The following is a 14,641-nucleotide window of genomic DNA, read 5'->3' on the forward strand; positions in this document are numbered from 1 at the left end:
CCGACCACGACAACTGGGCAGACTTCTTCCCCACCACCCCACCCACCCACCTCAACCTCCCCACCTACCCCTTCCAACGGCAGCGCTACTGGCTCCAGCAGGACACCGCAGCCACCACGGACCCCCGCACCCTTGGCCTGCACGCCGCCGACCACGGGCTGCTCGGTGCCTCCGTCGCTCTCGCGGACGGCGAAGGGCAGGTGTTCACGGGGCATCTGTCGCTGCGCAGCCATCCCTGGCTGGCCGACCACGCAGTCCACGGCACGCCTCTTCTGCCCGGCACCGCGTTCGTCGAACTGGCCCTCCACGCCGGCCAGGCGACCGCCGCCCCCCACCTGGAAGACCTCACCCTCGAAGCCCCCCTCACCCTCCCAGCCACGGGCGGCCGCCATCTGCAGTTGTACGTCGACGCACCCGACGGCGACGGGCGCCGGGCGCTCACCGTGCACTCCCGACCCGACCACGCCGCCCCCGACCGACCCTGGACCCGTCACGCCACGGGCACCCTGACCCCCCGGTCGTCCACCACATCGGACCAGGTCGATTGGGTGGAGTTGACGGCCTGGCCGCCGGTCGGTGCCACTCCTGTACCCGTCGACACCCTCTACGACCATCTCGCCGACCGCGGCTACCACTACGGTCCCGCCTTCCAGAGGCTGACCGCCGTCTGGCGCAGCGACCACGACGACACCCTCTACGCCGAGGTCGCTCTCCCCGCCGACGACAGCACCGACGCCTACCAGTACGGCATCCACCCCGCACTCTTCGACGCCGTGCTCCATCCCGTCGTCGGCAACGGTCCCGAGCGGGGCTCAGATCGGGTGCTGCTGCCGTTCGCCTGGTCGAACGTCCAGTTGCATGCCGTGGGCGCCCGGACCCTGCGCGTTCACATCGGCCCAGCTGATGAGGGGACGATTCGCGTCAGGCTCGCTGATCCCACCGGACAGCCGGTCGCCGAAGTGACCTCGCTAGCCATGCGTCCGATTACCAGCGAGCAGTTGGCGAAGGCCGTCGCATCGGGGGGAGACGACCACCTGTTCCGCCTGGCCTGGACCCCTGCTTCCGACATGGCAGAACTGGACACCGGACGCGTGGCGTTCCTGGGCTCCTCCGTTCCCGAGGCACTGGTCAAATCGCTGGCCGATGGCGTCACGGTCGAGTGCCATACGGGGCTGGCGCCGCTGCTGGCTGAGGACTCCGCTCTCCCCGATCTCGTCATCGCCACCGGTTTGCTGGGGCGAGGTTCGGTCGAGGACGTCCCCACCGCTGCGCGGGGAGCCGTCGAGTACGCCTTGGACCTGGCTCAGGCGTGGTTGGCCGAGGAGCGGTTGGTAGACAGCCGGTTGGTGTTCGTCACCCGGCGCGCCGTCGCGGTCCGCGCCGACACCGAGTCGCCCAGCTTGGCGGAAGCTGCGGTTTGGGGCCTGATCCGCACGGCTGAGACCGAGAACCCAGGTCGCTTCACCATGATCGACCTGGGGGACGAGGACGCCTTCTCTGCCGAGTCGTTCCGTGCAGCACTGGCAAGCGGTGAACCGCAGTCGGCCCTGCGTGACGACGATCAACGGCCGTACGTCCCCCGGCTCGTGCGGGAGACCCCACCTGCCGCTGACGGCGTGCCGGAATCCGCCCAGGGCGGCACGGTCCTGATCACCGGCGGTACGGGCACCCTCGGCACGCTGTTCGCCCACCAATACGCGAAGGCCGGGCGGGCCGGCCATCTGCTGCTGACCAGCAGGCGCGGGTCTGACGCTCCCGGTGCATCCCGGCTCGCGTCCGAGATAGCCGAGTTGGGCGTCAAGGTCACCATCGCAGCATGTGACACGGCCGATCGCGACGCCCTCGCCGCGCTCCTCGCGGGCATCCCCGATGAACACCCCCTCACCGCCGTCGTGCACACCGCCGGTGTCCTCGACGACGGCACCATCACCTCTCTGACGGCGGAGCAGGTCGAGCGGGTGTTCCGCCCCAAGGTCGACACCGCCTGGAATCTGCACGAGCTCACCCGCCAGACGGAGCTCACGGAGTTCGTTCTCTTCTCCTCAGTGGCGGGCGTTCTGGGCACTTCGGGCCAGGGCAACTACGCCGCGGCGAACGTCTTCCTCGATGCGCTGGCCGAGCATCGTCGCGCCGATGGACTGCCGGCGACCTCCCTGGCCTGGGGACTGTGGTCCGACAGCAGCGGCATGACTGGCCACATGGACGAGGTGGATCTGGCCCGGATGGCTCGCCTCGGCGTCATGCCCATCACGGCGGAAGAAGGCGTCGCTCTGTTCGATGCCGCCCGTGCGACGGACGTTGCCTGCCTGGTTCCTGCCAAGATCATCCCCGCCCTGCTCCGTCCCCAGCCGGAGACCGGCGCTCTTCCCCCCGCCCTACAGGGCCTGGTGAGCGCTCCCGTCCGCAAGGCGACCGCGACCACGGCGAACGGGGTCCCCACGCTGCGCGATCGTCTGGCCCGGCTGTCCCCCGAGGAAGCCGAGGACACCCTCGCCGGCCTCGTTCGCACGAACGTCGCCCTCGTCCTGGGGCACACCACGCCCGACACTATCAGTCTCGACAAGACGTTCAAAGAACTCGGATTCGACTCGCTGACCGCGGTGGAGCTGCGCAACCGTTTGGCGTCCTCGACCGGAATGCGGCTGGCACCCACCCTCGTCTTCAGCTACCCGACCCCACGTGAACTGGGCCGGCACATCGGCGACCTGATGCGTCCGGCAACGGACCCGGACCCGGGCTCGGACGACGAGGCGGAGATCCGGGAAGCACTGCGAACCGTCTCCATCGACAGTCTGCGGAACGCGGGGGCCCTGGAGCTGGTTCTGGCGTGCGCCAACGCACCTCGGGCGAACGCCGGCGGCCAGGCGGCGAACACGGACCCCGGCGGCAACGATCTGGCGGACCTGGACCTGGACGCACTCGTCGGCCTTGTTCTGGATGAGAAGGGTCAGTGACATGAACGACTCCGCAGATCGCACAGCCGACGGCGCGGACCGGGTGCAACGAGCGCTCCGCACCCTGCTGGAGGAGCGCGACCGCCTCCGACAGGAGAACGACGCCCTGAAGGCTGGCCGCAGCGAGCCGATCGCCGTGGTGGCCATGGCGTGCCACTACCCGGGGGGCGTCTCATCGCCCGAGGAATTGTGGGATGTGGTTCACGGCGGCCTGGACGTAGTGGACGAGTTCCCGAAGGACCGCGGGTGGCGGGACGTGTTCGACCCAGATCCCGACAGGGTCGGCCACGCGTACACGCGGCGCGGAGGGTTCCTGCCGGACGTGGCCGCCTTCGACGCGGGGTTCTTCGGCATTAGCCCCCGTGAAGCGATGACCGTGGATCCACAGCAGCGCTTGCTCCTGGAGACCTCGTGGGAGGTCCTTGAGCGCGCGGGCATCGTTCCCGCCGACGTGCGGGGAACCGATGTCGGCGTCTTCTCCGGAGTGAGCTTCCCCGAGTACGGGATGCGCTTCCTGGAAGCGAACGGAAGCGACATGGAGGGCTACCTGATGCAAGGCAGCTCCCTGAGCGTCGCCTCGGGCCGAGTGGCCTACGAGCTCGGCCTGACAGGACCAGCGGTGACCGTGGACACGGCGTGCTCTTCGTCGCTGGTGGCCGTGCACCTGGCGATGCAGTCACTGCGCTCCGGGGAGTGCTCGCTCGCGCTGGCGGGCGGATCGGCGGTGATGTCGACCCCCGCCGTCTTCGTGGAGTTCTCCCGGCAGCGCGGACTGTCGACCGACGGCCGGTGCAAGTCCTTCGCAAGCGGAGCCGATGGGACCGGCTGGGCCGAGGGTGCGGGTGTGTTACTCCTCGAACGACTCTCCGATGCCCGCCGCAACGGCCACCCCGTGCTGGCTGTGCTGCGCGGTTCCGCAGTGAACCAGGACGGGGCCAGCAACGGTCTGACCGCTCCCAACGGCCGCGCCCAGGAGCAGGTGATCCGCAAGGCGCTGGCGAACGCGGGGGTTGCGGCCCCCGAGGTGGACCTGGTCGAAGCCCACGGCACCGGAACCACGCTGGGGGATCCCATCGAGGCAAGTGCTCTGCTGGCGACCTACGGGCAGGGAAGGGCCGAGGGCAATCCGCTCTGGCTTGGGTCCCTGAAGTCGAACATCGGCCACTCCATGGCCGCCGCCGGGGTGGGTGGAGTCATCAAGACCGTGCTGGCCATGCGCCACCGGCACCTGCCGAAGACCCTGCACGTGGATGCCCCCTCACACCACGTGGACTGGTCATCCGGCTCGGTCGAACTGCTGGTGGAGGGGCGTGACTGGTCTCGGACGGACGGTCCGAGACGGGCGGGGGTGTCGGCGTTCGGCATCAGCGGCACCAACGCACACGTCATCCTGGAAGAGGCTCCGCAGGAGGAACCGGCGGACGAGGGCCGTCCGGACTTGGGCGTCGCCGGCGGCCTCGTACCGTGGGTGCTGTCTGGCAAGAGCGCGGCAGCCGTCGAACGGCAGGCGGGCAAGCTGCGCGATTTCGCCGCCGTCGATCCGGTCCTCAACATCGCCGATGTCGGTGGTTCGTTGCTGTCGAGCCGGACACGGTTCGAGCACCGCGCGGTGGTACTGGGGCGCGGTCGTGACGAGTTGCTGGGCGCTCTGGATTCGCTCGCTGACGGCCAGGAGTCCGCCGCGGTGGTGCGCGGCGCGGCCGGCGAGCTCGGTGGGACGGTCTTCCTGTTCCCGGGTCAGGGGTCGCAGTGGCTCGGTATGGGACGCCAGTTGTACGACGCCTTCCCCGTCTTCGCGCAGAGCCTTAATGCGTGCGCTGCCTCGTTGGCCGAGTGGGTCGACTGGTCGCTGCTCGACGTGTTGCGCGGCGTGGCGGGAGCACCGACATTCGACCGGGTGGACGTGGTCCAGCCGGCGCTGTTCTCCGTGATGGTGTCGATGGCCGCCCTGTGGCGGTCGTGGGGTGTGGAGCCGGCCGCCGTGGTGGGTCACAGCCAGGGCGAGATAGCAGCCGCGTACGTGAGCGGCGCACTGTCGTTGCGCGATGCGACCAAGGTCGTGGCGCTCCGCAGCAAGGCCCTGGTGGCGCTGAAGGGGCACGGCGGCATGGCGTCGATCGTGGAGTCCGCAGAGGTCGTGGAGGCGCGCCTCGCTCCGTGGCAGGACCGAGTGAGCATCGCCGTCGTCAACGGCCCACGTTCCGTGGTGGTGTCCGGGGAAACGGAGGCCCTCGACGAGTTCGTCGAGAAGATGATGGCCGAAGGCGCACAAGCCCGGAGAATCAACGTCAATTACGCCTCCCATTCCCCCCAGGTGACTCGGGTCCGGGACCAGGTGGTCGGCTCCCTGTCCGACGTGAGTCCGAGGACATCGGCGTTGCCCTTCTATTCGACTCTGTACGGCGAAGTCATCGACACCGCACGGCTGAACGGCGACTACTGGTACGACAACCTGCGCGAAAGGGTCCTCTTCGCAACGTCCGTCCAGCGGTTGCTCGAAGACGGCTTCCGGGTGTTCATCGAGATGAGCCCGCATCCCGTACTGACGGTCCCGGTGCAGGAGATGGTCGAGGACGTGGACGACGCGTTGGTCCTGTCGTCCACACGGCGGGAGCGGGACGAGGTCGAGGCCGTACTCGGCTCACTGGCCCAGCTCCATGTCCGGGGCGGGGCCGTGGACTGGAACGCCCTGTTGGGGACGCGCCGCCGGGTGGAGTTGCCGACGTACGCCTTCCAGCGGAAGCGCTACTGGCTGAACTCCTCACACCCTGAGGTGACGGCGGAGGCGCTCCCCTCGGTACAGGAGCCGCCCGCGAGTGATGACGAGCCGGTCGCCCTGCCGGACCTGGTTGCCACCCTGTCAGACGGCGAGGCGACGTCGCTCGTGCTGGACCACGTCCTCACGAAGGTCGCCGTTGTGCTCGGGCACCCCTCCAGCGAAGCCATCGACCCCGACGAGGAGTTCAAGGACATCGGGTTCGACTCGCTGCTCTCGGCGCAGCTGAGCAAGGGTTTGACGGTGACGACCGGGCTCAAGCTGAAGCCGAGCCTGGTGCTGCGGCACCCGACGCCGAGGCGGATCGCTGAACATCTCTTGACTTCGATGGCCGGTCGCGACCGGCGGTGAACCACGGTGTGCCAGGTGCTTGGCCCCGGCACACCATCCGTCGACGGCCGCGAGTCCGTCGGCGACCAGGCCTGTTTCGGCTTTGCTGAGAGGATGATCTCTGTGCGTTCGTTCGGCGCGTCATCTGCGCATGAAGGGTTGTGGCGGGCGCAGGAAATGTTCCCCGACACACTGAACCATGCGCTGACCTTATGGAATGTGGACGGTGAGTTGGACGCGTCGATCATGGAAGCCGCGTTCCTCCGTGTGATGGACGAGGCAGAGGTACTGCGCGTCAACTTCGTCGACGACGGCAGCGGGCTGCGCCTCGTACCCCGGGAACTGGGGGACTGGCGGCCGTTCTTCCTGGATCTCAGTGCCGAGGACGATCCGGAGCGTGCGGCGCGCAAGGCCGTGGCCGAGGTCTTGCGGCAGCCGTTCAACCTGGAGCGGGATCTGCTGTTCCGACTGGGTGTGGTGAAACTCGCGCAGGCCCGCTCCGTACTGGTGATCATCTACCATCACCTCATCTCCGACGGATACGGCGCGTCCGGCCTGCTGTCGCGGCGCTTCGCCGAGGTGTACACGGCGCTGGCGCAGGGTTCGGACGTGGCGGAGCTGCCGCACCCGTGGGACGTCGAGTCGTTCACGACCACAGCCGCGGAGTACCGCACCTCCGAGCAGTTCACCGAGGACACGGCTTTCTGGCGCGACTACCTGACGGATGCGCCGGCCCCCGCGCAGGTTCCGCGTGTCGCCCTGTCCGAAGAGGTGCGGTCCGCACTCGACGAGCCGATGAACAGCGCCGACCGCTGGGGGCACCTGACCGAATCCATCGGCATGGTGAGCCGGACGCTGACCGTTCCCCGCATCGACGTGGACGCGTGGTCGGAAGCCGCGAAGTCCATGGGTGTGTGGATGTCGTCGATGCTGACCGCGGCCGCGGCGGTCTACCTCCGGCACCGCTGCGACCGTCAGGAGTTCCTCCTGTCGCTGGCCGTGGCCAATCGTGGTGGGGTGGCGAGCAGGACGCCGGGGCTGGCGGTGAACGTGGTGCCGGTGCGGGTGAACGTCCCGCTCGGTGCGACCTTCACCGACATAGCCGACGCGATCGGCGACGAGACGTATGAGATCTTCGATCACGCCACCCACCACTACTCCGAGATCCAGCGTGCGAGCGGAACCGTTCTGAACGATCGCGGCAGTTTCGGGGCCGTCGTGAACATCGTCGAGTTCCCGGAACACCTCCAATTCGACGGCAGCCCGGCCCGGTTCCTGGGCGGAACGACCGGGACCTTCGAGGAACTGGCGATCGCCGTCTACACCGACGGGAGCACCGACAGAGACCTGTTCATCAGGCTCGACGCCCCTGCGGGCCTGTACTCACGCGCGGAGCTGCGTTTCATCGGCGAGGACCTGATCGCACATATCCATGCCGTGGTGTCCGCCGACGACGAGCAGCGCGTCGGCGCGCTTGACGTGGTGAGCGGCGTCGAGCGGGACCGGGTGCTCACCGCACCGAACAACACCGAGGTGGCGGTGCCCGGGCTGACGGTTCCGGAGTTGTTCGCACGCCAGGTGGTACGGGCTCCCGACGCGGTGGCGGTGGTGTCCGACGGCATGGTGGTCTCGTACCGGGATGTGGATGAACGTTCGAGCCGCCTGGCCAGGGCGTTGCAAAGGCAAGAGGTCGGCCCCGAGACGGTCGTGGCGGTGGCGCTGCCTCGATCGGTCGACCTGATCGTCGCCGTGCTGGGGGTGGTGAAGGCGGGCGGAGCCTATCTGACGGTCGACCCGGCGGAGCCGGTGACCTCGGTGGCCCGCGACGCCTCGGTGCGGGTGCTCCTCACCGACAGGGCGACAGCCGTGCCGTTCACCGGCGAACGGGAGGTGCGGACGGTCCTGTTCGACGACATCCAGTCAGAGGTGGCCGACGACGACGGTGCGGTGGAGGTTCCGGTCCGGTCACATCGGGACGGCCTGCTGGCCGTGATGCACGGCACGGGGCCGACCGGCGCGGCCACAGGAGTCGCCCTGACGCACCGGAACATGGAGCGTTTCGTCTTGGACCGACGCTGGCGGGAGGGCGGCGAAGGCGCGGTACTGTGGCATGCGCCGTCCACCTACGACGCGCTCCCCCTCGATGTGTGGGTGCCTTTGCTGAACGGCGGCCGGGTGGTCGTCGCGCCGTCGGGGGAACTGGACGTCGATACCCTGGCCGAGGTTCAGGCGGTGCACGGAATCTCCAGGGTGTGGCTGTCCGCGCACTCGTTCTCAGCGATCGCGGCAGGGCGTCCGAAGGCCCTCGCCGGCTTGCGCGAAGTGTGGACCGGTGGTGACCGTGTGTCCGTTGCTGCGGTGCGTCGGGTGCGGGAGGCTTGCCCGGAGCTGACGGTAGTGAGCGGTCACGGCCCCACGGAATCGACCGTGTTCGCCGCGTCCCACCGGCTGGCGGCGGACGAACCCTTGCACCACACCGATACGGTAGGTCGTCCGATGGACAATACGGCCCTCTATGTACTGGGGCCGGGGCTCGCGCCGACCCCCGTGGGCGTGGCCGGAGAGCTCTACGTGGCCGGGCCGGGCGTGGCGCGTGGCTACCCCGGGCGGCCCGGGGCGACCGCGGAGCGGTTCGTGCCGTGCCCGTTCGGTCCGATCGGCGGACTCATGTACCGGACCGGAGACCGGGTGCGGCGGGCTGCCGAGGGCAGCATCGAGTACGTGGGCCGTGCTGACGCCCGGACCGAAGTACGTGGTGTCCGGGTTGAGCCGGCCGAGGTCGAAGCGGTGCTGTCCGAGCATCCCGGTCTTGCACAGGTGGTGGTGGCAGCCAAGGAGAACGACTCGGGGCAGCGGCGGCTGGCGGCCTTCGTGGTCCCGGCCGGCGGCAGCGATCCTCAGGCCGGACCTTCGGACGGGGACCTGCGACGATTCGCCACGGGGCGATTGCCGGAGATCATGGTCCCGTCGGCGTTCGTGGTGCTGGAACGCCTGCCGCTCACGCTCGGTGGAAGGCTGGACAGCGCGTCGCTACCGAATCCCGTGTTCGATGACCGGCAGCACCGGGCACCGCGCGACCGCACCGAGCGGGTGCTGGCCGAGGCATTCGCCGAAGTGCTGGAGCTGGACCGGGTGGTCGGTGTGGACGAGGACTTCTTCGACCTTGGTGGCAACTCGCTGAGGGCGATCAGACTGGTCGGCCTGATCCGGGCCGGGCTGAGCCAGGAAGTGTCCATCCGCACCCTGTTCACGGCGCGCACCATCGCCGGTCTCTCCGGCATGTGGAAGGACCTCGCCCAGTCGAGCAGGCCAGCTTTGCGCAGGAGGACGAAGAACGGCGAGGTCCTCTGAGAAGACGTCCGTTGCGCAGCCCCGGCGCTCCCCGGTAGTGGTGAGGGTCGGGGAAGCCCCGGTCTAAGACGGGAGCACGGCTATGGGCACGGCCGCGTGGACCGGATCGCCGTAGCACTGGTCGAGTTGGGCGGCCGGGGCTCAGCGCGCGACGCAACTGTCGCAGGACCCGACCAGGTGCAGGGGCATCCAAGGATGGGCTCGATCTCGCGGACCGCGTGGACCCTGTCGCGGGGTCTTCTCTCAGGTCTCTTCGGAGGTGTCGAACTGGGCCCGGATGATGGGTGAGATCAGCGACTGCCCGTCACAGGAAGACCGCTGCCGCCGACTTCTTCGACGGCAGCGGTACCCCACGCGCACGGCAATGCCTTCGAACCCGCCCACCCGAAGTCGTCCTCCCGGAGCCCTCAGACTCAACCACCAGAGAGCCCAGACAGGCACTCAGCGGCTCGTGGTGCCCTCGCGGAGCCGGTCGATCATGTGTCGGGTCGTCTCGATCGGGCTCTCGGAGAGGTCCTGGGAACGCACCGGCAGTGCCGCGTTGAGCGCGGTGGCCTTGTGGTTCCACTCCCGCTGACCGGCGAACGGAATCGTCTCGCCTTCTTGGTACGTGGGGAAGGGGCGATAGCTGTTGAGGCCCTTGGTGTCAGTGCCCCGTACCAGCAGCGGGTCGATGTAGACACCATCGCCGTGCGTCCGCGTGTTCGTCGAGATGTAGCCCATGTCGAGACCGCATCGTCGCTTCGCGGAGGTGTTCGGATCCGAGCAGTGCAGCAGGTTGGGGTGGTGGATCGAGACATCGCCCGGCTGGAGTTCAATGTGCACGATCCCGCGTTTCTCGACCCATTCCCGCACAAGGTCCTCGTCGGAGGAGGAGAACAGCATGTTGTCCGTGTCCGTGCGGGAATGCGGCCGGTGCAGCGGCAGCACATGACTCCCGGGGATCATCTGCAGGCAGCCGTTCTCGGTGGTGGACTCGTCGACCGCCAGCCACACCGTGAGCGCCTCCATGGGGCTCAGCGGCCAGTACGCACCGTCCTGGTGCCACAGCACGGGCTGTCCGTCGTACGGGGGCTTGCAGATGTAGTGGGCGGTGAATGATGCCAGATCGGGGCCCAGGAAGAACTCCGCTATGTCCACCAGGCGGGAGTCCGAGACCAGGCGCGCCCAGAAGGCGTCATTGCGTATCAGAGGGTGGTGGAGGTGCTCGGGACGAAGGTCCGGGTACTTGCGGGTGAGCCAGTCGACATGGGCGTTCACCTCTTCCAGTAGTTCCTTTGGCACGACGTTGCGAATGATGGAGAAGCCCTGCTCGGCGTACTCCGCCGCAGCCTTCTCCAGAACACCATCGCCGAATGTGTTCATGCGTCAGCTCCTTCTCAGGTGTTTCGGGTACTACATGCTTCGCGGAACGGGTTGTATGCCCGACGCGGCCATCACGGCGAAGCCGCCGACCAGCGCAAGAGCGAGCATTGGGCGTTCGGCAACCTCGATGATTGATCAATGGCGAAACCGGCGCGCACAAAGGCGCGACACATCATCCTAGGACTTTCCGCTGTCCCGTCGACAGGACAGCGGTACGGACGCCGGCGTTCGCTGGGTCTGCAGCAGACAACTCTTCGCGGCCGACCATAGGGCGTGTCCCGGCTATACGTCCATTCCGCCGTGGAAGGCCGAACTAAACGCCAGGAACCGGAAGATGGGCCCATCACTCCACGCTGAACAGGCCGTCTAGAACCGAGGTCTCCCTCTGGGGGGTTGCGCCGCGATGGTGGTAGGGGCCTCCGCGTTCGCCCGGTTCATCGCCCCTCTCCTGCACACGAACAGGTGAACGGGTGTGTCGGCACTCAAATCTCAGGTGAATCTGTGATTTGCAGCCGACTTCTGGAAAGCTCGTATGCGTGGCACACGAGGACGGGATTGAATTTGTGAACCCGCATTGCACATCTCTGGCAATGGATGGCGAATCTACTCTCACAAACCGACTGACATCGACCAAGAGCGGGGCGAGTACGCTGACTGAATTGGAAAAGCTGGTGCGCGGCGTGCCCGATCCCGTCGTGCGCGAATTCCTGCTGATGGCGGACGATAGCATCGTCACGGTACTTCCATACTCGCTGGCCATTGCCGCGCGCCTTGGCGTGGCGGACGTATGCGAGCCGGAGGGGTCGACGCCTGAAGAACTCGCAGCCATCGTCGGCTTTGCGGCTGAGCCGCTCACAAGCCTGTTGAACGCGCTCACCGGGGCGGGCTTCTTCGCCCGGGATCACCATGGGCGATTTTCCCCCACGGAATTGGGCGCGGTACTCAAGGCCGACTCGACCGTGTCGATGCGGGCCACACTGTCCAATCTGGATTCCTATCGAGCCTGGCTGCAAGCAGCTGATGCCGCGGCAGGAAGGCAGCCGCTCCCGGCGGCCTACGGCGAGACCTTCTTCGTGGACCAGGACAGAAAGCCCACGACCGAAGCCGCCTTCAACACCCGGATGAAGGAGCGCGCCAAGCGCCTCTACGGTGGCCTGGCCGAGCTGCCGGTGTGGGAGGACGCGCACACGGTCATGGACATCGGCGGTAACACCGGCACGGTGGTCTCCACGATCCTTCAGGCCCATCCACAGTTGAGCGGCGTGCTGTTCGATCGTCGTTCGGTGATCGACCTCGCAGCGCACGATTCACCGCTCGACCCGGTCCGTGACCGATGCATGTTGGTGGCTGGCGACTTCTTCGACGAGCTTCCCCGAGGTGCTGACGTCCATGTGCTGGGCAGCGTGCTGCATGACTGGGGCGACGAGAAGGCGGCCGACATTCTGCGCGCCAGTGTCAAGGCGCTTCCTCCCGGCGGCAGGGTCCTGGTGTGTGAACTCATCGTTCCCGAGGCCGCCGAACCCCATCCGGCGCGCTGGAGCGACCTCGGTATGTTGGTGCTTCTTGGCGGCAAGGAGCGCACATTGTCCGAGTTCGACAAGCTCTTCGCGACGGTGGGCCTCTTCCGGAACAGGGTGTTCCCCATCGGGGAGTCGAGCTTCAGCCTCATCGAGGCGATCGCACCCCAGTAGGTTCCGCCGAACGCCTGACAGCCCGTCCGGACAACCACGAACAGCACTCGCTGTGGCCGGCGCTCACCGCACTGCCGTTCCTGGTCCTTCCGGGACCGCGGAACGGCAGTGGGGAACTGCGCACAGCCATTCGGGAAGCGAGCTCCGCAGACAAGCACTATCGCTTGGTACGCACCATCGGAACGTTGAGCAACACCCGGGTGCATCCGCAGCATCCGCTCCGTTGCCGACCCAGGAGTGGAAGTGGTCTCGATGAAAGATGCCCTGGTGGTCGGCACCGGTCTGATAGGAACGTCGGTCGCGCTGGCGCTTAAAGCCCACGGTGTGAACGTCTACCTGCGGGACTCGGACCCCGTTGCGGCCAGGATCGCGTCCTCGCTCGGCGCCGGTGCCGTGGAAGAACCGCCCAAGATGGTGGATCTGGCCGTTGTGGCCGTCCCTCCGGCACTGGTGGCCGATGTCCTCGTGCGTCTACAGTCCAAGGATATGGCCCGGCACTACACCGACGTCGCCAGCGTCAAGGCCAGGCCGCAACAGGACGCCATCGCCCTGGACTGCGACAACGCACACTACGTCGGCGGCCATCCCATGGCGGGCAGTGAGCGCAGCGGGCCGCTCGCCGCCCGGGCCGACCTGTTCGACGGGTGCAACTGGGTCCTCACCCCGACATCCGAGACAGACACCGACACACTGAACGCAACGCTCGAACTCGTGGCGATGTGCGGGGCCGTGCCCGTGCTGATGGAGGCGGCGGCGCACGACCGCGCAGTCGGCCTTGTCTCGCATGCCCCGCACCTCGTGGCGAGCCTGGTCGCCGCCCTTCTGGAACCGGCCGAGGAGCGCATGGTGAGCCTCGCGGGCTCGGGCGTGCGCGACCTCACCCGCATCGCGGCTGCTGACCCGAACTTGTGGGTGGACATACTCGATGCCAACGCGCTGGTGGTGGCCGACCTCCTCGAAGAGCTGTCGGAGTACCTGGACGACGCCGTCATGGGCTTGCGGGCCATGGGAGCAACCGATGAGGACAAGCGCAGAGATGGGTCGCGCATCGTCGAAGACCTGCTGCGCCGCGGGCAGGTGGGGCGGGCCCGCATCCCGGCCAAGCACGGCACCGTACCGGAACAGTACGAGTCGGTGACGGTCATGATCGGTGACCAGCCGGGCGAACTGGCCCGGCTCTTCACCGATGCCTCCCGCGCCGGCGTCAACGTCGAGGACGTACACCTGGAGCACTCGGCAGGCCGACCGACCGGTCGCGCTCAGCTCAGCGTCACCCGGGATCTTCGAGAGGTCTTGGTGACGACCCTCCAGAACCGCGGGTGGCGGCACCACTAAGGCGTGTCCGTCAGACCCGCTGCCGGTCGGTCGGCCGGACATGGCGAGGCCTCGTGTTCAGCCCGCAGAGGTGCTGCCCACCCGGGCCAGTAGTCCGGCCGGGCTCGGCCCCTCTTCTTGGTCACCCGAGCGGGCACTCCCGCGACCGCGGTGCTGGCAGGAACATCATGAGTGACCACCGCACCGGCAGCGATCGCTGCACCCGCGCCGAGGCCATCCCCTGCGTGATCACGGCGGCCGTCCCAATGGCCGTTGCGTGTCGGTGTCTTCAATCGGCGCATCGCGCCTGCCCAGGCCGTCCACCACTGCTACCGCTCCCACGCCGAAACGGACCTGGACGTAGTCACACTGAGCAGGGGGAACGCCGCCCACGCAGTGCCCGAAGGGACCGTCGACGCGTCCTTTCGTGCCCTGCCAGCAGACCAGGTCCCGGCCGGGATCAGCGCCGAACGACTCCTGGACGTACTCCTGGAGCTCCTGATCAGACCCGGCCACCCACGGGCCGACGCCTAAGCATCGTCGCGCTCGGCCCCAACTTCGGTGACGAGGCCCCGATGGACGCGCTGGCCGACTCCGCCTTGCCGGCCACCCTCATCGGCGCCGGAGACCGGTACCTATAGCCCCGGACCCCCGTCTACCCGCACCTACTGCTCTTCCGCAGCGGAGACCAGCACCCCGTACTGACCGGCCCGAATCCCTACCTTCGCTATTCGGTCTTGCTAGGTACTGGTAGTCAGTGTTACATTGTACCGGTACTCGCTGGCGCTGACTAGCTCGGGAAGGAGGTGTCGTATGGCCAGGTTGGAGACGGAGATGCTCAAGGGCACGTTGGAGGGCAT

Annotated in this window: 7 protein-coding genes and 1 pseudogene; 6 read left to right on the forward strand and 2 right to left on the reverse strand. The window is 67.7% G+C overall.

The features are described from left to right. The 3 genes from ABZ348_RS34035 to ABZ348_RS34045 form a co-directional block, all read left to right on the forward strand. The coding region (locus tag ABZ348_RS34035; protein WP_358939788.1) for a type I polyketide synthase at positions 1-2,954 on the forward strand (2,954 nt) is incomplete at its 5' end. 1 nt (position 2,955) lies between these two features. Then, entirely contained in the window at positions 2,956-6,081 is a 3,126-nt protein-coding gene (locus ABZ348_RS34040) for an acyltransferase domain-containing protein (RefSeq protein ID WP_358939790.1), read from the forward strand. A gap of 93 nt (positions 6,082-6,174) precedes the next feature. Further along, positions 6,175-9,411, forward strand: a complete 3,237-nt coding sequence (locus tag ABZ348_RS34045; RefSeq protein WP_358939792.1) for an AMP-binding protein — start codon at positions 6,175-6,177, stop codon at positions 9,409-9,411. Between the two features lie 441 nt (positions 9,412-9,852). Here ABZ348_RS34045 and ABZ348_RS34050 read toward each other — a convergent pair whose 3' ends face one another. Continuing rightward, positions 9,853-10,776, reverse strand: a complete 924-nt coding sequence (locus ABZ348_RS34050; RefSeq protein WP_358939794.1) for a phytanoyl-CoA dioxygenase family protein — start codon at positions 10,774-10,776, stop codon at positions 9,853-9,855. A 659-nt stretch (positions 10,777-11,435) separates the two neighbouring features. Between ABZ348_RS34050 and ABZ348_RS34055 the strand changes: the two genes are divergently transcribed. Beyond that, entirely contained in the window at positions 11,436-12,467 is a 1,032-nt protein-coding gene (locus ABZ348_RS34055) for a methyltransferase (protein WP_358939796.1), read from the forward strand. A 252-nt stretch (positions 12,468-12,719) separates the two neighbouring features. Then, positions 12,720-13,802 carry a prephenate dehydrogenase gene (locus ABZ348_RS34060; RefSeq protein WP_358939799.1) on the forward strand — a complete coding sequence of 361 codons (1,083 nt, stop codon included), beginning with the start codon at positions 12,720-12,722 and terminating at the stop codon, positions 13,800-13,802. Here the strand turns inward: ABZ348_RS34060 and ABZ348_RS34065 are convergent. Beyond that, positions 13,799-14,049: pseudogene (locus tag ABZ348_RS34065) on the reverse strand (hypothetical protein); the annotation flags it as partial. The gene ABZ348_RS34060 and the pseudogene ABZ348_RS34065 sit on opposite strands and share 4 nt — an antisense overlap. A 5-nt stretch (positions 14,050-14,054) precedes the next feature. On the opposite strand from ABZ348_RS34065, the gene ABZ348_RS34070 reads away from it, so the two are divergent. Next, positions 14,055-14,315 carry a hypothetical protein gene (locus ABZ348_RS34070; protein WP_358939797.1) on the forward strand — a complete coding sequence of 87 codons (261 nt, stop codon included), beginning with the start codon at positions 14,055-14,057 and terminating at the stop codon, positions 14,313-14,315. Positions 14,316-14,641: the final 326 nt, after the last annotated feature.

The sequence above is a fragment of the Streptomyces sp. NPDC005963 genome, assembly GCF_040638655.1.
Taxonomy (GTDB): Bacteria; Actinomycetota; Actinomycetes; order Streptomycetales; family Streptomycetaceae; genus Streptomyces.